General features: G+C 49.9%; 16 protein-coding genes. 10 read left to right on the forward strand and 6 right to left on the reverse strand.

Annotated features, from left to right (window positions below):
* Nucleotides 1–62 precede the first annotated feature (62 nt).
* The 6 genes from BLA28_RS25465 to BLA28_RS25490 all read right to left on the reverse strand — a co-directional run bounded on the left by BLA28_RS25465 (nucleotide 63) and on the right by BLA28_RS25490 (nucleotide 8,630).
* The gene (locus BLA28_RS25465) at nucleotides 63–1,241 is read right to left on the reverse strand and encodes a glycosyl hydrolase family 8 (protein WP_071699640.1); all 1,179 of its coding nucleotides are present in this window, start codon (nucleotides 1,239–1,241) and stop codon (nucleotides 63–65) included.
* A gap of 49 nt (nucleotides 1,242–1,290) precedes the next feature.
* On the reverse strand, nucleotides 1,291–2,214 hold the full coding sequence (locus BLA28_RS25470) for a carbohydrate ABC transporter permease (protein ID WP_171902296.1): 924 nt from the start codon (nucleotides 2,212–2,214) through the stop codon (nucleotides 1,291–1,293).
* 12 nt (nucleotides 2,215–2,226) lie between these two features.
* Nucleotides 2,227–3,171 (reverse strand): ABC transporter permease, encoded by a 945-nt coding sequence (locus tag BLA28_RS25475; RefSeq protein WP_009253557.1) that lies wholly within the window; start codon nucleotides 3,169–3,171, stop codon nucleotides 2,227–2,229.
* 66 nt (nucleotides 3,172–3,237) lie between these two features.
* The gene (locus tag BLA28_RS25480) at nucleotides 3,238–4,944 is read right to left on the reverse strand and encodes a type 2 periplasmic-binding domain-containing protein (protein ID WP_069156994.1); all 1,707 of its coding nucleotides are present in this window, start codon (nucleotides 4,942–4,944) and stop codon (nucleotides 3,238–3,240) included.
* Between the two features lie 220 nt (nucleotides 4,945–5,164).
* Nucleotides 5,165–6,778 carry a response regulator transcription factor gene (locus tag BLA28_RS25485; protein ID WP_069156995.1) on the reverse strand — a complete coding sequence of 538 codons (1,614 nt, stop codon included), beginning with the start codon at nucleotides 6,776–6,778 and terminating at the stop codon, nucleotides 5,165–5,167.
* A gap of 22 nt (nucleotides 6,779–6,800) precedes the next feature.
* A complete protein-coding gene (locus BLA28_RS25490; RefSeq protein ID WP_081329942.1) occupies nucleotides 6,801–8,630 on the reverse strand; it encodes a sensor histidine kinase in 1,830 nt (609 codons plus the stop codon).
* Between the two features lie 327 nt (nucleotides 8,631–8,957).
* Between BLA28_RS25490 and BLA28_RS25495 the strand changes: the two genes are divergently transcribed.
* The 10 genes from BLA28_RS25495 to BLA28_RS25545 all read left to right on the forward strand — a co-directional run bounded on the left by BLA28_RS25495 (nucleotide 8,958) and on the right by BLA28_RS25545 (nucleotide 24,829).
* A complete protein-coding gene (locus BLA28_RS25495) occupies nucleotides 8,958–10,016 on the forward strand; it encodes a LacI family DNA-binding transcriptional regulator (RefSeq protein WP_044972173.1) in 1,059 nt (352 codons plus the stop codon).
* Between the two features lie 409 nt (nucleotides 10,017–10,425).
* Nucleotides 10,426–11,346, forward strand: a complete 921-nt coding sequence (locus BLA28_RS25500; protein WP_009253549.1) for an ABC transporter permease — start codon at nucleotides 10,426–10,428, stop codon at nucleotides 11,344–11,346.
* 16 nt (nucleotides 11,347–11,362) lie between these two features.
* Nucleotides 11,363–12,286: a carbohydrate ABC transporter permease gene (locus BLA28_RS25505; protein ID WP_009253548.1), complete on the forward strand. Its 924-nt coding sequence runs from the start codon at nucleotides 11,363–11,365 to the stop codon at nucleotides 12,284–12,286.
* Between the two features lie 112 nt (nucleotides 12,287–12,398).
* Entirely contained in the window at nucleotides 12,399–14,195 is a 1,797-nt protein-coding gene (locus tag BLA28_RS25510; RefSeq protein WP_069156996.1) for an extracellular solute-binding protein, read from the forward strand.
* Between the two features lie 144 nt (nucleotides 14,196–14,339).
* Entirely contained in the window at nucleotides 14,340–17,327 is a 2,988-nt protein-coding gene (locus BLA28_RS25520; protein ID WP_081329943.1) for an endo-1,4-beta-xylanase, read from the forward strand.
* Between the two features lie 20 nt (nucleotides 17,328–17,347).
* On the forward strand, nucleotides 17,348–18,856 hold the full coding sequence (locus BLA28_RS25525) for an alpha-N-arabinofuranosidase (RefSeq protein WP_069156997.1): 1,509 nt from the start codon (nucleotides 17,348–17,350) through the stop codon (nucleotides 18,854–18,856).
* 13 nt (nucleotides 18,857–18,869) lie between these two features.
* Nucleotides 18,870–20,372 (forward strand): carboxylesterase/lipase family protein, encoded by a 1,503-nt coding sequence (locus tag BLA28_RS25530; protein WP_069156998.1) that lies wholly within the window; start codon nucleotides 18,870–18,872, stop codon nucleotides 20,370–20,372.
* A 31-nt stretch (nucleotides 20,373–20,403) separates the two neighbouring features.
* Nucleotides 20,404–22,050, forward strand: a complete 1,647-nt coding sequence (locus tag BLA28_RS25535) for a family 43 glycosylhydrolase (RefSeq protein ID WP_169897301.1) — start codon at nucleotides 20,404–20,406, stop codon at nucleotides 22,048–22,050.
* A 38-nt stretch (nucleotides 22,051–22,088) separates the two neighbouring features.
* Entirely contained in the window at nucleotides 22,089–23,270 is a 1,182-nt protein-coding gene (locus BLA28_RS25540; protein ID WP_069157000.1) for a serine hydrolase domain-containing protein, read from the forward strand.
* Nucleotides 23,271–23,299: 29 nt separating this feature from the next.
* Entirely contained in the window at nucleotides 23,300–24,829 is a 1,530-nt protein-coding gene (locus tag BLA28_RS25545; protein ID WP_069157001.1) for a GH39 family glycosyl hydrolase, read from the forward strand.
* Nucleotides 24,830–24,855 lie beyond the last annotated feature (26 nt).

The raw sequence follows: 24,855 nt of genomic DNA on the forward strand, positions 1-24,855 counted from the left end.
TACGCTGTCAGGTTACATAACCTGACAGCGTAATTGCAGTTTAAGGCAGTCTGTGCCGGTATTTAGGGCATCCAGATCCGGTACCTCCCGCTCAGGGCCAGCAGGGCGAAAAGATACAGGCAGTTGTCATAATACCGTCTGTTCCCGGTACGCAGAGGCGTATTCCAGAATTTCAGGACACAGTCTCTGGCGTATTGTCCGTCCGCAGCCAGGGAAGCCTGGGCGTTTGTGGCGATAACAGCCACCGGATGCAGGGCTTTTTGCTCCACCGGAGTCCCGTCAATGAGGAAAACCCCGTCCTGGTTGTCTTTGGCTGTTTCCTGATAGAATTGCTGCAGCTTCGCCGCGATTTCCTTTTCCCAGGGGTCTGCCGCAAACCACAGGTAATCCAGCCCTATGTTGGCAATCGTACGGTAGGCGTCGCTGTAATACCAGTCGTGGCGGTCATTGCCGCCGGGCTGGGAATACACGGGGGTTCCGTCATATTCCGCATATTCTGCGCACAGGCCTGTCTCGGGATGACAGGCTTTTTTCAGATATTCCCTGCTGGCCTTAGCCGCTGTTTTCCAGAATTCCCTGTCTTCCTCATCAGCCCAAAGCGCGAAAAGCTCATAAAAATGCGGAAGATGGTAGGAAGGATCGGAAAAATCGCATTCCGTGATAAATTTTATCAGATGATTGTCCGGATCCCACATGGGCTTTCCGGTACCGGGTTTCTCACCCTTATGGATGCAGTCATGCAGGATTTTCCGCGCCTGGGCTGAATAATTGAAAATCCCTTCTCCGTCGCCCCAGCGGTTGGAAGCGAAGAAGAGTGCCATGGCAAAAAATTCTTCGCCGTCCGGCGCAGGACCCCAGGCATTTTTGGTTCCGTCCAGCTGACAGGACCATGCGAAATAGCCTTCGTTTTCCATATTTGCTTCAGGATGGGCCGCCAGGGTTTCGGCGCCCATGTACATATACGTCCTGGCCCATTTCCAGATGCGGTCGAATTCTTCTTTTTTATCCAGCTGGACGCACATCATCATACCGTAGGACATGCCTTCCGTGCGCACGTCGTTGTTTCCGGTATCGGTGAGGAAGCCGCAGTCCGGGCCTGCCTCATGATAAATCCGTTCCTCCTCCTTTCCGTAGAACATAGTCCGGAAGGTGTCGGACACCTTCTTTTCAATTTCTTCCTCCGGAATGCCGCATTCCATAAATACATTCCGGTAAACCCCTGTTTCAAATGCACCTGTCATTTCTTTCCCCTTTCTTCTGTGTCCTTACAATAGTTCCGATTCGGTTGAGTTATTCCTTTACGCCGCCAATGGTAAGTCCTGTTATAAAATATCTCTGCAGAAAAGGATACAGGCATACAATGGGCAGCATGGTCAGTATGGTCGCCGCAGCACGCACGGAGGTAGGCGTTACGGCGCTTGCAGCCGTGGCGTTTTTCATGGATTCCGCGCTTGCCCCCTGATTGGTGACGGAGGAGAGCAGCTTCATCAGCTCGTACTGGAGCGTTGTATACTGATCACTCATTCTATTATACAGCATCGCGTCAAACCAGGAGTTCCACTGGCCCACGGCAACGAATAAGGCTACTGTTGCGTATACCGGTTTGCACAGGGGAGATACGATTTTCAGGAATATGGTCATATATCCCGCCCCGTCCAGCTGGGCGGATTCCTCCAGGCTGTCCGGGATTCCCGTCATATAGGTGCGGATGACCAGCATATTAAAGGCGCTGAGCATGCCGGGGACGATATAAACCCAGAAGCTGTTGGTCAGTCCCAGGCCCTTATAAAGAAGGAAAACGGGAATCAGCCCGCCGTTTACATACATGGTGACAACCCAGAACAGGGAGAGCTGGCTCTTGAACAGAAAACGCTTCCTGCTGACGATAAAGGCCAGGAGGGCGTTGGAGGCGAGAGCGGTGAGAGTCCCGATAATCGTTCTGGCAACGGAAACAACCGCGCCATTAATCAGATTGTTTTTATGTATGACGGTTTTATAATTCTGCAGGGTCCATTTACGCGGCAGCAGGTAAATCCCTCCGCGGAGGGAGTCGGTGCCGTCATTGAGAGAGATTGCCAGCGTGTTGAGGACGGGATAGAGCGTGATTACAACAAAGGCAATCATGAAAAGGGTATTTAAAACAGTGAATATTTTGCCGGATACGGAGGAGTTGTAAGCCACTCCCTTTTGTCCGGATTCTTTTTTTGTTTTCATTTTTCTGCCTCCTTAGAACAAACGCTCTTCGCCGGTGCGTTTTGCCATTTGGTTTGCGATTACAATCAGGATGATGCTGACCACGCTCTTGAAGATACCGGCGGCCGTACCGATAGCATAATCACCCTGGCTGATCCCCCATTTCAATACGTAAATGTCAATGGTCTGGGAAACGCTCTGCACAAGGCCGTTGCCTAACAGATACTGTACTTCGAAGCCCGCATTCAGCACGTTGCCCACATTCATCAGAAGAAGTATCATGATGGTGGGCTTGATCCCGGGGAAGGTAATGTGCCGGATTTTGGCCCAGCGTCCCGCGCCGTCTATGGATGCGGCTTCATACAGGGAAGGATCGATGGCGGTGATGGCGGAAAGATAGATGATAGCGTTCCAGCCTGTCTCTTTCCATACATTTGCAAATGCCACAATCCACCAGAAGTACTTGGGATAAGCAAAAAAATTCAGCGGCTGTTCCAGAATGTGGAATTTCAGCAGTAGTTCGTTTACAATACCGGTGCCGGAGAGGGCGTCGTGGAGAATCCCTGTAACAATGATCCAGGAAAGAAAATGCGGCAGATAGGAGATGGTCTGTACCGTTTTCTTTCCCGTTTTGGACTTCACTTCGTTGAGTAATATGGCAAAGGCGATCGCCATGACGAAGGTGAGCACCAGGTTGATGACGCCCATGGCCAGTGTATTGCGGATGACCCGTAAAAAGGTGGCGTCTGAAAAAAGCTGCTGGAATTTGGCAAGGCCGATAAACTTTGAATGCAGGATACCGTCCTTGGGTTTATAGTTCTGAAAGGCCATCAGCCAGCCGCCTAACGGAAGATAGCAGAAGATAAAGCCGTATATTACAAAAACAGCGGCCCAGAAAATAAGGACCTTCTGTCTCCTCAGTTCCTTCCAGGTGATTTCCGTCTTATTCTTTTTTTTCTTTCTTGCATTTCCTGCCATAACTGCTCCTTTATATAGGGCAGGCAGCCGTAATCACATATCGTAACCACTGCTGCCTGCAGCTGCTTAATATTCGCCGTTATCTTTTGCCAGCTGGATTCTTCTGTCCAGCTCGGTCTGCATTTCACTTAAGAAATCTTCCGGCTTGCAGTCTGAATAAACTTTCATGTATTCTTCCCAGGCGCTTTCAAAATCGGAAGCCATAACAACCTTGGGCAGATATTCATGCTTGATTTCTCCCATTTTTGTCCAGGCGGTTCCGCCGGGGGTGGAGGTGGTCATAGTGTTGCTGTAGGAATACATAGGATACCAGGGACCGGGAGGTGTATTGGTTCCAATCATTTCCACATAGGTGGAACAGCCGTAGGCTTCCAGACATTCCTGTACGTCCGCCTGTAAACCGTCCAGGAATTCCTGAGGCTGTTCGGCAGGGGTGGCGGCGTTGATTCCGTCCTTGCTCATGCCGCTGTAGTTCGGGAAATAGGAATAGGTGCAAAGGTGGGATGCCTTGTAAGCGGGATCGGAAGCATTGGTACGCATTTCATCGGTACGGGAGAAGACACCGTTCTCATCTTTATTGTAGTCTACGCCTTCGATTCCCCAGTTGCGCAGGGTGAGTACTTCAGGGCTGAGAAGATCATTGATGAACTGGAGAGCGCCGTCAATGTCTTTGCAGCTGGTGGTGATACCGAGGCCATTTGATACGTTCAGGGTGCCGTCGGAGGTATGCCACATATTTTTGATATCTTCAGAGATGGTGATAGGCAGAGGAACATAATCGCAGCCCTGCTTATCCAGTCCCTGCTGCTTTAAGGAATCATTTACGGAATAAGCGAAGTTCCACCACTGGTCAATCATTCCGAGCACACGGCCCGTGGAAAGCTTGGCGATATATTCATCATAGGTCTGGGTGAAGGATTCCGGATCCACAATTCCCTTCTGGAATTCTTCATTCAGCTTCTGGAAATACCTTTTTGCTGTGGGCGTTGTGTTATAGTCCACAATCTTCAGGGTATCCGTGTCTACAATAACGGAGCCGTCGTTGGGATGCCCATCCAGAAACTGGGGAGCGTTTTCCAGACAGAAGTATCTCCAGTCATCGCAGAGGATGGTATAAGGGATGTTTGCCGTTCCGTCTTCCATGGAAGGATTTGCTTCGTTATAGCTTTCAATGAGGTCAAAATACTGATCCATTGTTTTCACTTCCGGATAACCGGCCCATTTTAACACGCGGGTCTGGATCCAGAAGGCCTCGTCGCTGTGTACGGCGCTCATGTCTTTTTCCCAGATATTTCCGAACTGGGGAATCCAGTAGATTTTTCCGTCTTCCTGACGTACCTTATCCCATTCCGCATCGGAATAGAACTCCTTGATGTTAGGGTATTTATCCAGATAATCATCCAGGGCCACAAGAGCTCCGGCTTCATACAGCTGAATCTGTCCGTCGCTGCCGTCTATGAAATCCGGGTATTCCCCGCCGGCGATCATCGTTCCCACGGCTTCCTGGGCGGTCTGGCCTGTCAGCCAGGTTTCCTTGACTCTGGCGCCTGTGATATCAGCGATAGCAGCCTGTATTTCGTTGTCGTCATTGATCTCTGTTCCGGGAACGGCAAAGAATGCGGTGTATTCCCGAATTCCCTGGCTCTCTGTTTCGCCGGCGCTTTCCTGGGAAGCGGTGCTTCCGGAAGAGGCTGCATTGCCGCCGCAGCCGGATAAAAGGGAAAGTGCCATTGCTGCAGAGAGTAAAAGCGCTGTCAGTTGTTTCTTTTTCATTCTGAATCCTCCTGATAATTCTTAATTACCTGCTTATTAAAATGCATTGTCAAAATGTATACCCGGGTATGTCCTTGTGTATTTATTCTATACCAACTACACAAAACAACAACCTGAGAAAATACATAAAAAACCCTGACAAATTATAGTTGCACAATTGAACTGTAATTTATCAGGGCTTTTTTGATAAGTGGACAAAGAACTGTGCTCCCGGCCGGTGCTATTCTCTGCATTTTTTCCGGAATCTGGCCGGGGTGCAGCCCTTTGCCGCGATAAATTTATTGATAAAATAGTCCAGATCATGGTAACCGACCTTTTCCATGATCTCATAGTTCTTCATGTCCGTATGAAGGAGAAAGGAGGCGGCCATTTCGATCCTGTAATTATTCAGGTAATCCTTAAAGGAGACGCCATAGGTTTTCCGGAACAGCTGTCCCAGATAAGCGCTGTTTATGTAATAGTTCTGGCCCAGCTCCTTCAGGGTCAGGTTTTCCGAATAATGTTCCCGGATGTATTGCTCCACCTCTCCGAGAACGCCGCCGCGTATCGTTTTCCCCCTGATCTGGGAAAGGTAATCCGCATATTCTTCGGCAAAACGCTTCAGATGCATCCGGCTGCCTCTCATGGTACCAGAGTCAAAAGCGCTTCCGCTGATAAATTCCAGGATTTCCTCCTGGTTCACATTGGGATCCTGGGCCTGTGCCAGATGGACAAGCTGAAAGAGGAGATAGTCGATATTGAGGCTCACAAGCTTGGCATCCATGGCATTCTGATTGATTTCATCATACAGATGATCCACAAGGCCCGGTATCCGTTCCTTGTCATTCTGTTCCACAGCCCTGGCCAGATCGTCCAGGCTGGCCTTGAAAAGCAGGCTTCTGCCTTCCGTCCGTTCCTGTTCCTCATACCAGGAAATGCACTGGTTCATCCCGTCAACATGGAAATTCTGGAAGGAGCGGGCGATATTGGCGGTCCGGTAGGATTCGGACAGACCGGATATATGATCCACACGGTTTCCCACAAACATGACGACCGGATGCTTGATGGCTTCCTGAATGCTGCCCAGGAAGCTGTCGAGATAATCCTGCTCGTTCATTCCGGCTTCCTGCGCCATATAGTCACAGTAGATCAGGCCGATATCATAATCCCTTTCATTGCTGGATACATCGAAAATGCAGTGCCAGCCGTCTTCTCCCAGAAAGTCCAGACAGGATTGGTACAGAAGCCTCTGCAGTTTCCTTTTTTCTTCCTCTGTTTTGGGCGGCACGTATTCGGAGCCTTCCTCATTACGGTCATCAATTTCAATATCGATATACCGGATGCCGCCGTCCGTACGCATCTTTGCGGTCACATATTCCAGGTTCATCTGATCGTATTTGCCGCAGATAATGGCGATGAGGTTTCGCGCAAAATATGCCTTTTCCTGAAGGGCTTCCTCTTCCTTTTTCCGGAGGGTCAGACTGCTTTCGGCCTTCACCTTGTCGAGAGCGGCTATGAGCTCCGTCTTTCGTACCGGCTTTAAAATATAATCCATGCAGCCGTACTGGAGCGCTTTTCTTGCATATTCAAAATCACTGTATCCGCTTAAAATGATAAAATAGGCATCGGAAATGCCTTCTGTCCTCAGCTTTTCCAGAAGCTCCAGGCCGGACATGGCGGGCATCCGGATATCGGCCAGTATCAGATCCACTTCATTGTTTTTCAGAAACCGGATGGCTTCCAGGCCGTTTGCCGCGGTCCCCGCAATTTCAAATCCTTCCTTTTCCCAGTCGATCAGGACGGAAAGCCCCTGCAGGATAAAGGGCTCGTCATCAACAAATAATATGCGAAGCATCAGGTACCTCCTTCTGTATCATTTATAAATTTTCATTCTGTTTCCATGCTTTTTTATGGAGTGCTTCCACGGGAATTTTGATCGTGATGATAGTGCCGGAGCCTTTTTCGCTTTCCAGCTCAAAACAGGCCTGATTGCCTGTGGCCATACGCAGCCGCAGACAGGCGTTCATAATTCCCACCCGGCGGTTTTCCTTGAGCAGCTGCATGCTGGCATTATTCATGTTTTCCTGCATGTCACGGACCAAATCCGGGCTCATTCCGTGGCCGGTATCCTCCACCTCCATACAGAGTACGCCTTCGTCACAGTAGCAGCGGACGAAAATCCAGCCCGCCGCGGTTTTGTTTTCCAGCCCGTGGACACAGGCGTTTTCGGCAAAAGTGACCAGGGTCAGCTTGGGGACACAGTATCCCCGGCAGGAGTCATCCACTTCTATCTGGTAGGAAAGGCGATTGCCGAACCGGTATTTCTGAAGCTCCAGGTAAGCTTCCACAAACTGTATTTCTTCATGGATGCTGATGGAATCCGTTCCCCAGTCAACATACTGGCGTTCCATCAGAGCCAGCCTTTCCACCATGCCGGCGGTTTCCAGCTCCTTTTTCAGCAGGCTGTGCATGCGGATGCTTTCCAGGGCGTTGAAGAGAAAATGGGGATTGATCTGGCTGTGGAGGGCCAGAAGCTCCGCTTTCTGTCTGGCGATATCCATTTCCTGTTCCTTGAGCCTGTCCTTGTAAACGGTCTGTATCAGGTCGTTGATACGGCCGGCCATCAGGTTATAGCTTTCCATAAGGATTCCGATTTCATCCTTTCCCCGCACCGCGGGCAGGGCTTTCAGTTCATCGATGCCGCCTTTTTCAAAAGCGGCGCCAAGCTCCATGAGCCGTGAGGTGAAGGAATGGTTCAGGCCGGTCATCAGCAGGGCCGGCAGAAGCAGGTTCAGACACAGAAGGAAAATCAGAAGTTGGAAATTGTTTTTTATGAGAGCAAGGGCGCTTAATTCCCTGTTCAGGACATAAATATTCCATACCCGTCCGTATACATTCATGCTCTTTGAAATCCCTGTTTTCTTCAGCAGGTCGGAGGTGAAGGTCTCATAGGGCTTTCCCATGCCGCCGTGCCCGTCGTTGGAAAAGAGGATAGTGTCCCCGTCGCAGATATAAACGAGAAAGCTGTATTTGGCGTTTACGATACTCTGGGACATACTGCTGTAGTCCAGATCCATTTTCACCAGGTTGGGGCCGGAGCCTTTATGATAGTAGTCCATTCTGCGGATGATGGATATTTTCCGCTGTGAAGAGGTGACGGAGGATTCATAGTAGGGATAGGCGAGAATTTCCTGGCCGGAATCTATAAAATCCCGGTACCACTGTTCTCCTTTTATGGTATCCAGGTTCCAGAAGCTGCCGCCGTTAACGATACCGGGATTATCCGTATACATCACGATCTGATAATTGCTTGTCACGACGCTGGCTTCATAAAGGGAATCCTTCAGAAAATCCTGATAGCGTTCAAAGTAGTCCAGGGGGGATTGGTAGTCGGCTTCCAGAAAGGCATTGATATATTTATTGCTGTAAATATTCAGAGAAAGATTGGCGGCATTATCCATACGGTTGCTCAGGCTGTATTTGATAGCGTCCGCGATATTTTCCATTTCATGCCGGCTGGTATTGTGCTCGGCGCGTACCGTCATGTAAATGATTACGCTGTCAGTCAGGATCAAAGGGAGCAGGACACAGCATAAATAGAGTAGCATAAGTTTTCTGGCGAGGGGAAGGTTATCCAGAAACTTTCCCGGCCCTGCCAGCAGACGCTGCTTTACATTTGCAAAAAGGTTTGTTGTCCTCTTATCCATATGTGTCCCCCTCCACGCCAAACGGCGGCAAAAAAACGGGAACCATGGGGCCCCGATCTTAGTCAGGTTATACTAATACCGCTTTCGTGTGAAAGAATTGTAACATATTAGCCAAAGGGAAACAAGCTTCAGTTGGTTTACAGCGGATGTATACAGGTTTTTCTGTAAACCTGCCGAAAAAATGAATGCTCCTTGCGTGATGGGGCCAATAATGCTATAATTCCTTATTGAATTCAGAAAAAGGGGAATGCCTGAAAAAGAAAATAAGGGCATTATTTTGTTTAACGTAAAACTTGTAATAGGAAAAGAGAGGGTGCTATTATAATTATGGTTACATTAAAGGAAATTGCGAGAGAGTGTAATGTCTCAGCAACCACAGTCTCCAATATACTGAACGGGAAGCCGAAGGTCAGCGAAGAAACCAGGCTCAGAGTCCTGGATGTGGTGAAGAAAAGGGGGTATCAGCCTAATTATATCGCTCAGGGGCTGAGAAACCAGAAGACAAAAACGATAGGAATCATTGCGGAAGATATTTCCCAGTTCAGTACGCCCGGAATGATAGAAAGCATTATGGCCTGCTGTGAAGAAAAGGGGTATCGGACAATCGTGCAGAACCTTCGTCTGTATGCGAGGTGGAAGGAATCCTGGTACAATAACGAGGAAGCCTACCGTTCCGTGCTGGAGCCTGCGCTGCAGGAGCTGCGTTCCATTAAAGTGGACGGGGTGATTTATGTGGCGGGGCATGCGAGGATCATTCATTTTTTCCCGGAGGATTTTTCCATGCCGGTGGTGCTGGCATATGCCTATACGAATGCCGACTGGATTCCGTCGGTGGTGATTGAAGAGGAAAAGGGCGGCTATGATATGATGAAGTACCTGCTTTCCATGGGACACCGGGAAATAGGCATCATCGGCGGACGGGCGGATAATATTCATACCCAGAAAAGACTTCTGGGGATCCAGAAAGCGATGTTTGAGGAGCAGGTACCCTATAATCCGGGCTGGGTCCGTTACGGAGCCTGGGATCGGGAATCAGGATATGAACAGGCAGGGCCGCTTGTGGATGCGGGCGTGTCGGCGATCTTCTGTATGGCGGACCGCATGGCGGGCGGTGTTTATGATTACCTGGAGGAGCATGGGCTGAGGGCCGGAGAGGATATTTCAGTTACCGGTTTCGATAATCAGGATCTGTCGGAATATATCCGTCCGGCACTGACGACGATGAGCCTGCCTCTTTCCGAGATCGGGCATAAGGCGGCAGAGATGCTGCTGGAGAGGATCGGCGGTGAGGAGAAGGAGGCGGAGGCTGCGGATGAAAAGGCGGCTGAAATCAAGATTCCCTGTTCTATCGTGCTGCGGAATTCGGTGAAAAGGAAGCAGCCATAAAAAACACAAAACAAAATTATATAGTAACAGTAAGGTGTATGGAAATTATAATAATGGCCATGCACCTTTTTTTGATGGATACCGTTTGAAAGAGATACGGATGACATCTTGATGTGACAGAAGTCTTTATGGCAGATGAAAATAGAAATGCATTTTCCATTACTGTAAATACAGAATATAAAAACTGGTAAAACGATACATATGTAGATTTTAGTGCAAATAACATAAAAATAACACAAATAGAAAATTTCTAAATCGTTTAAGTAAATAGAAATATGTGTAAATTGTATAAAAATCATAATATATTAAAACATATATTGACATTCATGGTGGAAGAGTTATATAATCCATTTAAACAAAGGTTTAACGATAAACAAAATGTAAACTCTTTGGGAGAAGGGAGAGAAGTATGAGTCTTTTTCAAAACAAGAAAAAATGGAATTCTTTCAAAATGTTCCTTTATGTACTGCCCTTTATTGTGCTGGTTTTAATTTTTGCCTATTATCCGCTGTACGGCTGGGTATACGCATTTTTTGATTACAAACCGCCGAAACCATTTTCCATCCATGACTTTGTGGGGCTGAAATGGTTCAAGTCTCTGGTGGAGAATCCTATTAAAATCAATCAGCTTCTGCAGGTGCTTAAAAATACCTTTGCCATGAGCGGCATTACGCTGGCAACCTCCTGGCTGCCCATGATATTTGCCGTATTTATGAATGAGCTGCGGTGTGTGCCCTTCCGGAAATTCGTGCAGACAGTGACCACGCTTCCCAACTTCATCAGCTGGGTGCTTGTATATTCCGTGGCATACAGCCTTTTCAACAGCACAGGTATGGCGAATACCCTGCTTCAGACACTGGGGATTACTACGGAGCCGATTCTTTTTCTCCAGTCCTCCGAACATGTATGGCTGACGATGTGGCTGTGGCTTACATGGAAGAACCTGGGCTGGTCGGCCATCATGTACATAGCGGCGATTTCCGGGATTGATGATGAAATGTACCAGGCGGCAAAGGTGGACGGTGCGTCAAGGCTGCAGATGATTTGGTATATCACGATTCCGAGCCTCCTTCCCACATACTTTGTACTGCTGATGCTCAATATCGCGAACTTCCTTTCAAACGGTATGGAACAGTACTATGTATTCCAGAATGCTTTTAACAAAGAGACGATCCAGGTGCTTGACCTTTACGTATACAACACCGCGATGGGAAGCGGAAGCTATTCCGTATCCGTTGCAATCAGTATGCTTAAGAGTGTTGTCAGTCTCATTCTTTTGTTCTTTGCCAATACCATGTCCAAGCTGATACGCGGCGAAAGCTTTTTGTAGGGAAGAGGAGGAAAAAATGAGCAGGGAAAAAGTTCTTAAAACTAAAATGCACCACAGCTTCGGCGATAATATGCTGGCTGTTGTCTGCTATATCATATTTGCCCTTTGTGCCTTAATTTGTATTTATCCTTTTTACTATATTTTCATAAATACCATAAGTGCCAATGATTTGAGTGCACGCGGTGTGATTCTGTTCTGGCCGAAGGGGCTTCATTTTAAAAACTATCTCAGTGCGCTGCGCATTGACGGCCTTTTCCAGGCGGCCAAAATATCCGTGCTGAGGACCATTATCGGTACGGTGGGTACGGTAGGAGCCTCCGCCTTCCTGGGCTTTATGTTTACTCAGGATAATATGTGGCACAGGAAGCTTTGGTACCGGCTGGTGGTTGCGACCATGTATTTCAATGCGGGTATTATCCCCTGGTACCTCACCATGAGGAACCTGCATCTGACGAATAATTTCTGGGGCTATATTTTTCCGGCAGTTGTCTCCCCGTTCTATATTATACTGACCAAAACATTTGTGGAGTCGGTGCCCAAGGAACTGCAGGAAGCCGCGCAGATTGACGGTGCGGGAATCATGAAGATTTTCTTCAAGGTTATGCTTCCGGTTATCAAGCCTATCATGGCAACTGTTGCGATTTTCTCCGCGGTAAACCAGTGGAACTCTTTCCAGGATACACTGCTTCTGGTAACGGATACCAAGCTTTATCCGCTGCAGTTCATTCTGTATCAATATCTGAATCAGGCGAGTTCGCTGGCCGGCCTTGCCAATACCAATAACAGCGCTTCCATGGCGGCGGCAGTAGCCACAAGCCAGACGCCTACCAGCGTCCGGATGACGGTAACAATAATCGTAGTTATACCGATCATTCTGGTATACCCCATATTCCAGAGATATTTTGTTAAGGGTATCATGATCGGTGCCGTAAAAGGCTGAGAAAATAGCAGAAGACCGACTTCTGTTATAGATAGACTCAATAAAGAGCAGGAGGAAAATACTCTGTTCGCAGAGGCTCATATTTTTCTTCGGAAAACAAGGAGGATTCAAGATGAAAAGGAAACGTTTAGCATCCCTGGCACTGGCAGCAATCATGACAGCTTCAACTGTTCTGGCAGGCTGCGGACAGGGCAAAGACACAACAGCGCCGGCAGGCGGAAGTTCAGAACCGGCAGCGGCAGAATCTGCAGCAGAAAGCAGCGCAGGTACGGAGGCTGCACAGGGAGCAGCTCCTGTGGTATCCCATGATACGGAGATGACCATTGAAATTTATGATAAGGCCGCCAATTACCAGGGAATACAGGCCGGCTGGTTCGGTAAGGTACTCAAGGACAAATTCAATATCCAGCTTAACATTATCGCGCCTCAGGTATCCGGAGATGCCAATTCCCTTTATCAGACACGAAGCGCATCGGGCAATCTGGGAGATATCGTAATCATTGACAACTCCGAAATGCAGGACTGTGTGGAAGCCGGCCTGATTATGGATATCGGCGATATTATCGGAAGCTATGAAAACCTGACCAAGTATAAAGAACAGATAGATCTGTTCAACGGAACCATGAGCGGTGTGGAAGCAGGAAGCGTTTTTGCGATTCCCTGTAATATGAACAGCAACGGCCCTACGGCTTTTGTGGGCACGGAGGTTTTAAGCGCACCCAGAGTGCCGTGGGATCTGTATGAAGGGTTGGGTTGTCCGGAACTGAAAACCACAGATGATCTGTTGAACATGCTGGCGGATATGCAGGAAAAATATCCTACCAACGCAGCAGGCGACAAAGCGTTTGCAATTACCATGTGGAAGGATTGGGATGGTACAAGTATTGAAAATGCCAATCTGCTGACAAACTGGTTCGGACAGCAGGTAAAGGAATCCGTTCTTCTTGGCAATGACAATACCATCATGCCTTTGACGGATAAAAACGGCGGTTACTACAAAGCTCTTCAGTTTTTCTATAAAGCCAATCAGATGGGGCTGGTTGATCCGGACTCCGCTACTCAGGACTGGACCACAGCCTGTGACAGCAAGATGAAACAGAAGAGAGTATATCTGTTCTGGTATAACTGGCAGAATGGTTTCTGGAATACACCGGAGCACGGACAGAACCGTGAAAATTATATGTATACACCTGTAGCGGATCTGAACTTCTTCCAGACAGCTGATTCCTATTATGGCGACGGCCGTGTATGGGGCGTTGGTTCCCAGGTGGACGAAGAAAAGAAATTACGGATTATGGAGCTGCTTGACTGGCTTGCATCTCCCGAAGGGCTTACCTATCAGCATAACAGCCTGGAAGGTTTTATTTACACAGTAAATGATGATGGAACCTATACTCTGACCAAAGAAGGACAGGATCGTTTTACCGGAGATCTCCAGGTTCCGGAAGAAATGGGCGGCGGCACTTGGAGCGACGGCAACAATCAGATCAACCAGTGGATCGCAGGAAGCGCTGAAAAGAACCCTGTAACAGGAGAATATTTTGAGCCCAACTTATGGTCATCTACCATAGAGATGAACCAGACCGCGACAACAAAGGAATGGTCGGAGAAATTCGGAGCTGTGAACGAAGTGGAATATATGAAAGACAAAGGACAGCTCGGCATGGTTGCCAATGTAAATATTCCTCTTGCAAGTGACGATACGGATACCGCGCTGATCAGAAGCCAGTGCAAGAGCGTTGTATGTGATGCTTCCTGGCGTATGGTATTCGCAGCAAGCGATGAAGAATTTGAAAAGATGTGGGATGATATGTGCGTACAGCTGGAAGGCTTCGGCTGGAATGACCTGGTTGCCTTTGATACCGATAAATATCAGGCAGTCATTGACGCAAGAAAAGCAGCAGAATAAGAGCAGAATAGGAATGACAGAAAAGTGGGGGCTGGCGGTTGCCGGCCCCTTTTTCTCTTTTTACGGACACAGTAACGGTTCCGGCTTGTCTGAACGGTTACGGTAATTTGTGATTTTCCGCAGAAGCGGAGGGAGGGGAATGACATGAGTCTGAAAACAGTATATCAGCCATATTTCAGGATGGGGGCCGCCGTTCCGGCGCAGGTATTTGAGAGCGCTATAGCTTGTGGGGAGCTGTGCGCGCAGTATGATTCCATGACCTGTGAGAATGAGATGAAACCGCAGTTTCTTCTGGATGAGGGGGAAAACAGAAGGAATGCGGCGCAGTATGACCGCTGTCCCGCCGTATGTTTTGAAGGCGTACGGAAATATCTGGATTTTGCCCGGGAGCATGGCATGAAAATGAGGGGGCATACCCTTGTATGGCATAACCAGACACCCGGATGGTTTTTCACAGAAGGGTACCGCGGGGAAGAGAATGCTCCCCTTGCGGACAGGGAGACTATGCTTGCCAGGCTGGAAGGGTATATCCGTCAGGTGCTGGAATTTACCCAAACAGAGTATCCGGGAATTATCTATGCATGGGATGTGGTAAATGAGGCCGTGGAGGACGGGGCGCTGCGCCGTTCCCTGTGGACGGAAACCGTGGGCGAGGACTTTATCCTGCAGGCGTTCCGGTTTGCGAGAAAGTATGCGAAGCAGGATGTCAGCCTGTTTTATAATGATTATGATACCTTTATTCCCTGGAAACGGGATGTGATCTGCGAACAGGTCTTAAAGCCGCTGCTTTCGGAACAGCTGGTGGATGGCATGGGAATGCAGTCCCATATGACCATGAACACGCCTGACCTGGAGGAATATGAAAAATCACTCCGCGTTTACGGTTCCCTTGGAATCCAGATTCAGGTGACGGAGCTGGATATCCATAATGCAGATCCGTCGGCGTCGTCCATGGAGGCCCTTGCCGCCCGCTACAGAGAGGTTTTCACCATCCTGACAAGAAACAAAAAGGAAGGGACGGCCGATGTGACCGGCGTGACCTTCTGGGGAATGCAGGACGATGACAGCTGGCTCACCGGTTTCCGGGGAGAACGAAGCTTTCCTCTGCTTTTCCAGGACGGTTTCCGGCCGAAAACGGCTTATCAGGCAGTACTGAGCGTACCCGGACGAGTGGAAGGGGATACGCAGGATCGCCTTCCGGGAGGGGAACGCTTTGCCTTCTGGGAAAAAGCGCCGGTATTCACCAGAGAATATCATGTGAATGCTGCCCATCCGGAAGCCTGCGATGAAAATGACGGAAGCATGGAACATCCCTTTGCGACCATTCAGACAGCGGCCAATCTGGCGGGGCCGGGAATCAGGGTATGGATTCATGGCGGTGTTTACCGGGAGTGCGTCCATCCGGTATGCGGAGGAAACGGCCCGGAGGAGATGGTGAGCTTCGAAGCCTTTGGGGATGGGGAGGTAGTTATCAAGGCTTCTGTGGAGACACATGATTTCCGCCGCAGCGAAGGCTGGAATCTGATACCTCCCGGAGCACAGGTAAGCCTGCCGGAAGGGCTGCAGATATGGGAGACAAGGCTCAACCCCGATGAATTCAGGGGCTACAATCCCTTCTGCGCCGTAAATATCCTTCATGACCGTCTTTTTATCGAATATGAAAAGACGGATATGACGACCTATTTAAACCGGAGAGGCATGGTATTCTGCGACGGAAAGCCGCTGAAGCAGGTTTCTTTGTACAATCAGCTCGGCAGCACACCCGGATCCTACTGGGTGGAGGCCAACGGACAGACCGTACACTTCCGGCTGGAGGATGACTCCGATCCGGCACAGCACCAGATAGAACTGACGTGCAGGGAACAGTGCTTTGCGCCTGAGATTCCTTTCCTTTCTTATATCAGGGTAAAGGGCCTGACCTGTGCCCATGCGGCGACGGGAGCGCCCGTACCCCAGCGCGGAGCCATTTCATGCTACAGAGGACACCACTGGATCATTGAGGATTGTAAAATTGACTGGTCCAACGGCGTGGGGATCGATATCGGCAACGAGTGCTGGCACCATACCTTCCGGGAGGATCAGATCATCGGGCATACGGTGGTGAGAGGCTGTGAAATCCGCGATGCCGGAGTGTGCGGCATTGCAGGCATGTTTGCCACCGACCTGCTGATAGAAGACAACCGGATCGAAGGAACCGGCTGGCAGAAGATGGAGCTTTCCTGGGAAGCGGGAGGGATTAAGGTACATAACAGTGTGAACAGCCTGATACGGCGGAATATTTTTACTAAGACCTTCCGGGCGGATCATCTGTGGATGGATGTGGGAAATGAAAATAACCGGATCACCCGCAATCTGTTCCTGGATGGAATCGAGCAGAGAGAGGCCATTTTCATCGAATGCTCCAGAGACGGAATCAACCTGATAGACAATAATATTTTCTGGAATGTGGAAGGACGGTTCCGGCCTGAGGATATCCCTTCGGAGCCGGGCTCCACGGGCTGGTACAAGATGGAAGAGACCGGAGAAATCAACGGCTATGCGGTGTACGGCGAAGGCACGGACCGTCTGCACGTGGTGAACAATTTTATCGGAAGATGCCGCAGCGCCGGATATTTTGTCAAACCTGTAGCCTTCCGTATCTCCGGAAACGGAAGAGGAGGTACCTCAAGGGAAGCCAGGATCGTGAACAACATGTTCTATGACTGCGGGGAAGCCGCCATTAAATTCCCCACCAAAGATAACGATTCCCAGGGCAATCTGTATGTGAAAATGCCGGGAGGCTACCTCCGCATTCTGTATCCCGCTCCGGAGAACTGCCTGGATCTGCAGGCATGGCAGGAGTTCTATGGTTTTGACAAAGAGGGGCAGGAGGGCTTTTTCACGGTCGAAGTGGATACGGAAAAACTCACCCTGGAATTGAAAAAGGCGGACGGACTGCCTGAAATGAGGCATCATGGCACGGGAAGGCAGAACTATATCACAGAACCGGAGAAGGTGCTACCGGTTAAGGCCTCCATGGAAACCGCGGATGCTTTTGACGGGGACGCATGCGGGGAACGCCGGGTGCCCGGACCCTTTGCCATGCTGGAAACAGGCAGGATATATGAACTGGATCCCAGAAAAAGAAAATAAAGAGAGAGCAGGAGAAAAGCGTGATTACATTATACATCAATGAAAATAAAAAAATGGGCCATATCAATCCGGAAATCTATGGACATTTCAGCGAACATCTGGGAAGATGTATTTATGAAGGCCTTTATGTGGGAGAAAATTCCGAAATACCCAATGTCAACGGCATGCGCACCGATGTGGTGGAGGCTCTGAAGGAATTAAAGGTTCCGGTACTGCGCTGGCCGGGAGGCTGTTTTGCGGATGAATACCATTGGAAGGATGGTGTGGGGCCTAAAGATAAGAGAAAGAAAATGGTCAACACCAACTGGGGAGGCGTGACGGAGGACAACAGCTTCGGTACGCATGAGTTTTTCGAGCTGTGCGAGCAGCTGGGCTGCAAGACCTATGTGAATGGAAATGTGGGAAGCGGCACGGTGCAGGAAATGAGCGAATGGGTGGAATACATGACCCTGGACGGCGTTTCCCCCATGGCGGACTGGCGCCGTGAAAACGGCAGGGAAAAGCCCTGGAAGGTGGATTATTTCGGCGTGGGCAACGAAAACTGGGGCTGCGGCGGCAATATGACCCCGGATTATTACGCCCACCTTTACCGCAGATATCAGACATATATCCGCTGCTATGACAAGAATGCCCCCATATTCAAAATCTGCGGCGGAGCCAATGCGGATGACTATGAATGGACGGATGTGGTGCTGAGGGAATGCTTCAGAAATCCTGCGCCCCCGGAGGCACACGGCTTTATGGATGGCTTGTCCGTCCACTATTATGCCGGGGTGGAAAAAGGAATCCATAAGGGAAGCGCCACAGACTTCGACGAGGCAGTCTGGTTTAATACTCTTGCAAGGGCTCTTTATATAGAAGAAGTCCTTACACGCCACAGCACCATTATGGATACATATGACCCGGAAAAGAAAATCGGGATGATGGTGGATGAATGGGGATGCTGGCATGATGTGGAGCCGGGTACGAATCCGGGCTTCCTGTACCAGCAGAATACCATGAGGGATGCCCTGACGGCAGGAGTTTCCCTGAATATTTTCAACAAGCACTGCGACCGGATCAAGATGGCCTGTATTGCACAGATCGTAAATGTGCTCCAGTCCGTGATCCTGACGGAGGGAAAGAAAATGCTCCTGACGCCGACCTACCATGTATTCCATATGTATAAGCATCATCAGGATGCGGAGCTTGTGGAAAGCTGGCTGGAAGGGGCGGGAAAAATCGGCCTGAAGGAACAGGAGATGGTGCCTGACGTGCAGGAATCCGTTTCGGTGGATAAGGACGGTGTTCTGACAATTACCCTGAATAATCTGTCCCCGGAGGAAGACAGACAGATAGAAGTGGTTCTGACAAAGAAAGAGCCCTCCCGCATAGAAGCCAAAATTGTGCGCGGAAGGATGCAGTCCTATAATACCTTTGAAGAGCCGGAACAGGTAAAGGAAGAAGCGTTTACGCAGATACAGGTGACGGACAGAGGGCTTTCGTTCACGATGCCTGCATGCAGCGTAATGATGATAAGAGTGAAGTGAGAAAGGAGACAATATGCTGAAAGTAGTAAAAACGGAAAACGGTCTGGTCAGGGGTATCCCGGCGGCGGATCCCCGGGTGATATCCTTCAAGGGAATTCCTTTTGCCGCACCTCCGACGGGTGATTTGCGCTGGAGAGCGCCCCAGCCCGCAGCGGACTGGGACGGCGTCAGGGACTGCCTGGAGTTTGCGCCCATTTCCATGCAGAGCATACCGGGACTGGATGAAACGAACATCTATACAAGAGAATGGAATGTGGATCCCTCCATCCCCATGAACGAGGACTGCCTGTACCTGAATGTATGGACGCCTGCAGTGAGCACAGAGGATAAGCTTCCTGTTTATGTATGGTATTTCGGCGGCGGCCTCCAGTGGGGCAATCCTGCGGAAATGGAATTTGACGGGGAACGGCTGGCACGCAGGGGAATCGTGGTGGTGACGGTAAATTACCGGCTGAACGTATTCGGCTTCCTCACCCACCCTCAGCTGTGGGAGGAAAACCCGGAAGCTCCGGCGAACTTCGGCAACCTGGATCAGCAGTACGGCCTTTTCTGGACAAAACGCAATATCGCAGCTTTCGGAGGCGATCCGGACAATATCACCATAGGAGGACAGTCGGCAGGGGGCGGCAGCGTGCTGGCTCAGTTGAATTGTCAGGGAAATCAGGGCTATATTCAGAAGGCTATTGTTGAGAGCGGGATTTTCTATGATCCCTTCCAGGACCGTATGCGGTTCACAAAAGAAGAATTACTGGAGCAGGGAAAACTCTTTTTTGCTTTCCTCGGCGTGGAAACACTGGAAGAAGCCAGGGCGCTTCCCGCAGAATTCATCCGTGATAAAAACAATGCCTTCGGCGCGTTCTGGGGAACCATCCCGGACGGCGTATACCAGACCGATACCTACTGGAACAATATGAAAGCGGGAAAATTGCTGGATGTGCCGATCATGACTGGCTTCACCAACAACGAATTTTTCACGGCGCCCCAGGCGGAGGATCCGGATGCCCTGAAAAAGGAAGCGGAAGAAAAATTCGGAGACCGTGCGCAGGAATATCTGGATTTGATCCATGCGAAGGATGGACTGGAAGCAGCCAAAGAAAACGGCTTTGTCAGTTCCGTGGAGCTGGGAATCCGCAGGATGTGCAGCCTGCTGGAAAAGGCAGGGGCCAAGCAGCCCTGTTATGTATACGAATTCGGCCCTGAGATACCCGGGGAAGACAATCCGGGAGCCTTCCATTCTTCGGATTTATGGTTTTTCTTTGAAACCCTGGCGAAATGCTGGAGGCCTTTTACCGGAAAGCATTATGACCTCGCCCGGCAGATGTGCAATTACTGGGCGGAGTTTATAAAAAAGGGAGATCCTAACGGCGCGGACGCGGACGGGACTCCTATGGAAAAATGGGAAGCTTTTCTGGAAGAGAAGCCTGCTGTGATGACCTTTTTTGACAGCCCCAGGGCACAGGTGAAGCCGGAAGACGAAGTGACGGCGTTTTTGATGGATGTTACAGCACGAGAATGAGAGGAAAGAGGACGGAAAGGAAAGAATCGGCATGGGAGTAGATTTTGCGGAGAAGAGCGCCAGAATTATGGTATACACAAGAAAAACGGATGAGAGGTTATATCCGGACGGACTGGCGCGCAGCATTCACCTGGCATACAGCAGGGATGGAGAGAATTATGAGGCCATGAATGGAAACTACGGTATTCTGTTTGCGGAGGGGACATTGGATAAAAAGGATACCATATGCCCCAAAGGGGTGGAGGCTCCCAGGGTTTTCCCCATGCCTGGGGGAGGTTTTGGAATTACGGCTTCCCGTGTGAATGAAAACGGAAGTGCGGATGAAGAGAGTGAAGGAAGACTTCTGCTGTGGACCACGGATGATTTCATTGCGTTCAGGGAAATGGGGTTTGCAGATCCCGGGCAGCTGCCGGAAGGCGCCCAGGCGGGAAATACGGTGGAGGTAAGCCGCAGCCTGTGTGACAGGGCGGCCCTTCACTGGAGCAGGCTTTCTTCCGTTGCCGTGCATGTGCCGGATAAGATACCGGCACATGATGCGGAAGCTGTGGAAAAGATAAAGGCGACCGTTGTGTATTCGGATGGTTCTACCGCACAGAAACGTGTCCGCTGGGATGTGGGGAAAATTGATTTCGGCAGGAAGGGAACCTGCCGGATTGCCGGAACTGTAATAAATGAGCAGTATGCCTTTCCCCTTGCCTGTGGATTCGGAGATCCGGTAGTTTTCCCGTGGGAAGGCCGGTACTATTATATATCAACGAATGACAATCTGAATGATGTGGGGTTCTATGTGAGGGAAGCCGGGACTGTGGCCGATCTTTTTAAAGAGGATGTGAAACAGCACCTGATTCTCGATCTGGATGAGGAACGGGGGCTGGTACAGACCTTCTGGGCGCCGGAATTCCATGTGATTGGCGGAGAGCTTTACATACTGTTTGCGGTAAGCGGCACACAGTGGGGGCCGCAGTGCCACCTCATGAAGCTGAAAAAAGGCGGCAGCCTGACGGATGCGGGCAGCTGGGAGGATCCGATCCGGATCCGGAGAAAGGACGGAAGCTGGCTGGCGCAGGACGGTATCACGCTGGACATGACCTATCTGAAATCGGGAGACTGTTCCTATGTGGTCTGGTCCTACCGAAGGGGAATCGGTACCGAATATGATTCAGGCTCCATGCTGTATATTGCCCGGGTGGATGAAGCAGAACCCTGGCGGCTTACAAGCGATCCTGTCCTGCTCACCCGCCCTCTTTATGGCTGGGAGAATGTGAGCCATACTATCAACAACGAAGGGCCTTATGCTTTTACGGCCAACGGCAGAATCTATCTGACCTATTCCGGAGGCGCGGCCAACGGTTACACCTATGTGCTGGGTCTGCTTACGGCGGAAGACGGAGCCGATCTGCTGGATAAATCGGCATGGCACAAACGCGGCACCCCGGTTTTATCCTTTTATTCCGTAGAGGGAGAATACGGTCCCGGCCATAATTCCTTTTTTACGGACTCCGAAGGGAATCTGATGATCGCATACCATGCGGAAACATCACCGGACAGTACTCTCCGCTGCGACGGCATCAGGCGGGTGCATTTTGACATAAACGGCGATCCGGTGTTTGATATGTCTGCAGAACGGGATTTGGATCCCGGCCTTGCGCATGTGGAAATGGATGTGGAAGTGTGCTGAGGCACAAATAGAACAGACAGTAAGAAGGGGGGATAAGCTTGCATATCACAGAAGGGAAAACAGATTGTCTGCCGGAAGAAACCGGTTATCATTCCGGACGTATCCTTGCTTTAGATGAGCATTTTGCCCGGATGATGGAAAGAGGGGAAATAGAGGGCGCGGCCTACTGTATTTCAAAAAACGGGAAAGTGATTGCAGAAAAGGGGATGGGGCTGGCCCATTATTATGATCATAATGATTCCATGCGGCCGGATACGATACATGGAATCGCATCCATTACCAAAACCTTTACGGCAGCGGCATTGATGAAGCTGGTGGAGGATGGTTATACCAGGCTTGATGTGAAGGTGGGGGATATTCTGCCCCAGTTTGCCAGAGAGCCGTTCGACGGGATTAATCTGTTTCATTTGCTGACCCATACTTCGGGGCTTCAGCCGGATGCGGGATGTTTTCCGAATCCCTATTTTGCCCCGGTATGGAGATATATGGAGGAAGCGGCAAAAGAATGGAAGCCGGGAGAAGAATTTGACTGGCTTACGCCTTCCATGTCCTGCGGCATGAGAAGAAAACCGGGAGAAGAATGGCAGTATTGCAGTTATGGTTTTGTTGTGCTGGGGGCAGTGATAGAAAAAATCAGCGGAGTAATGGCGGAAAAATACATTTATGATAATATCCTTTCTCCGTTGGGAATGAAGGACACTTTCTTTCTGCCTGCGGATTCGGAGAGACTGAAAAGAATCCATGTGACTGACGAAGAGGATAAAGAAGATATAAAAAGTGCGGTAAAAGGGGAGAAACAAAGTTTATCATCCTGGATGGATTACATTCCCAATACGGGAGGCGGGCTTTTTTCCACACCGGGAGATTTGATCCGTTTCGCAAATATGATGCTTGGAATGGGGCAGCTTGACGGAAAAAGGATTCTGGGAAGAAAAACGGTGGAAAAGATGACTTCTTCTGTTCTTGCCCGTACTCCGGATTACTGCTGGGGTGCAGAGGAACCGGACAGGAAATACGGGATAGGTTTTGACAGAAGAGAAGGCCCTGGTTTTCTTTATTCAAAAGGCACCTATATGCATGAAGGGGCAGGCTCCTGTTCTCTGGTGATTGATCCGGCAGAACAGCTTGCCGCGGCATGGTTTGTTCCGTTCCGTCCCGGAGAGTGGTATGCGGATGGGCTGTGGAATGTGAGCAATATTATCTGGTCGGGGCTGATATAAACAGGTTTGTTAAAGAAAAGGAGAATCGTATGATGCAGGAAAAAAAGTATACTGTTGAAAAAGATACAAAAATACCGTTCCATAATAATGTGGCCTACTGCATAGGAACAGGCCGCATGGGGCTTGCCCTGCAGAAGGAGTATCAGGAGCAGCTGGCTTACGTACAGGAGGAGATCGGATTTTCCCACATCCGCGGCCACGGCCTGTTTTCGGATGATATGGCTATTTATCAGGAGTACACGGATGAAAACGGGATAAAGCATGCGGAATATAATTTTACCTATCTGGATCTGGTGATGGACAGCTATCTGAGCCTGAATATACGCCCTTTTCTGGAGCTGGGCTTCATGCCGGACAAGATGGCTTCCGGGAAACAGACGGTATTCTACTGGAAGGGGAATGTGACGCCTCCGGAAAGCTACGATGCCTGGTGCTCACTGGTACAGGCGACTCTGCGCCATCTGATGGAACGCTACGGGGAACAGGAAGTGGTGCAATGGCCCATAGAGGTATGGAACGAGCCTAACCTTCCCGGATTCTGGAAGGATGCGGATATGGAGGAATACTTTAAGCTGTTTGCCCTGACCTTTGCGGCGATTAAAGAAGTGGATGAACGCTTCCGTGTGGGCGGCCCCGCCATCTGCGGCGTGGAGGATGAAAAGTGGATCCGCTGCTTCCTGGAATTCTGCCGGAAAGAAAGCATACCTGTGGATTTTGTGACCCGCCATCACTATACAACAGAGGTGCCGGAGAATGTGGGCCACTATGGATATGTGAAGCTGCGGGAGCCGGAAGAAGGATATGCCAACCTTCAGACGACCAGGGATATTATCGACAGCTTTGAGGAATTTAAGGGGATGGAAATCCATATTACGGAATTCAATACTTCCTATATTCCCAATTGCCCGCTGCATGATACCAATCAGAACGCGGCTTATATCGCAGGACAGCTGTCACGGCTGGGAGATATGAACGAATCCTATTCCTACTGGACCTTCGGTGATATTTTCGAGGAACAGGGCGTTCCTTTTACACCCTTCCACGGCGGCTTCGGGCTTGTGGCAAACGGCGGCATCCCCAAACCTACCTTCTGGACCTTCAAGTTTTTTGCCGATCTGCAGGGAACCTGTGTGCACCGTACGGATGAAGCGGTTATTGTGAGAAAAGAAGACGGCAGCTACAGAGGGATTGTATGGAATATGACAATGGACGGCACCGGAGAGGATATCTGCCGCAGTTTCCGTCTTCCCATGGAAGGGATTCCTTCCGGGGAAAAAGGGGAATGCTGCATTCTCACAAAGACAGTGGATGAAGTGACCTGCAACCCGCTGAAGCTCTGGCATGCCATGGGCGAGCCCTCCAGCCTTTCCGAAGAACAGAAGAAGCTGCTGAAGGAAGGGGCGAGGCCTCTTGTGGAAGCACAGAGAAAGGAACTGGAAGACGGAATGGCCGATGTCTGCCTTACGGTGCGGGAAAACGGAGTGGTTTATTTTGAGGTATCCCCGGTGAAGGCCGGAGGGGACAGAGGCTATTGCTATAAGAGAGTGGTCGGAAAATAAGTGAATATTGGCAAAGGCGGGTTACT

This window comes from Eisenbergiella tayi (assembly GCF_001881565.1).
In the GTDB taxonomy this organism is placed as follows: Bacteria; Bacillota; Clostridia; order Lachnospirales; family Lachnospiraceae; genus Eisenbergiella; species Eisenbergiella tayi.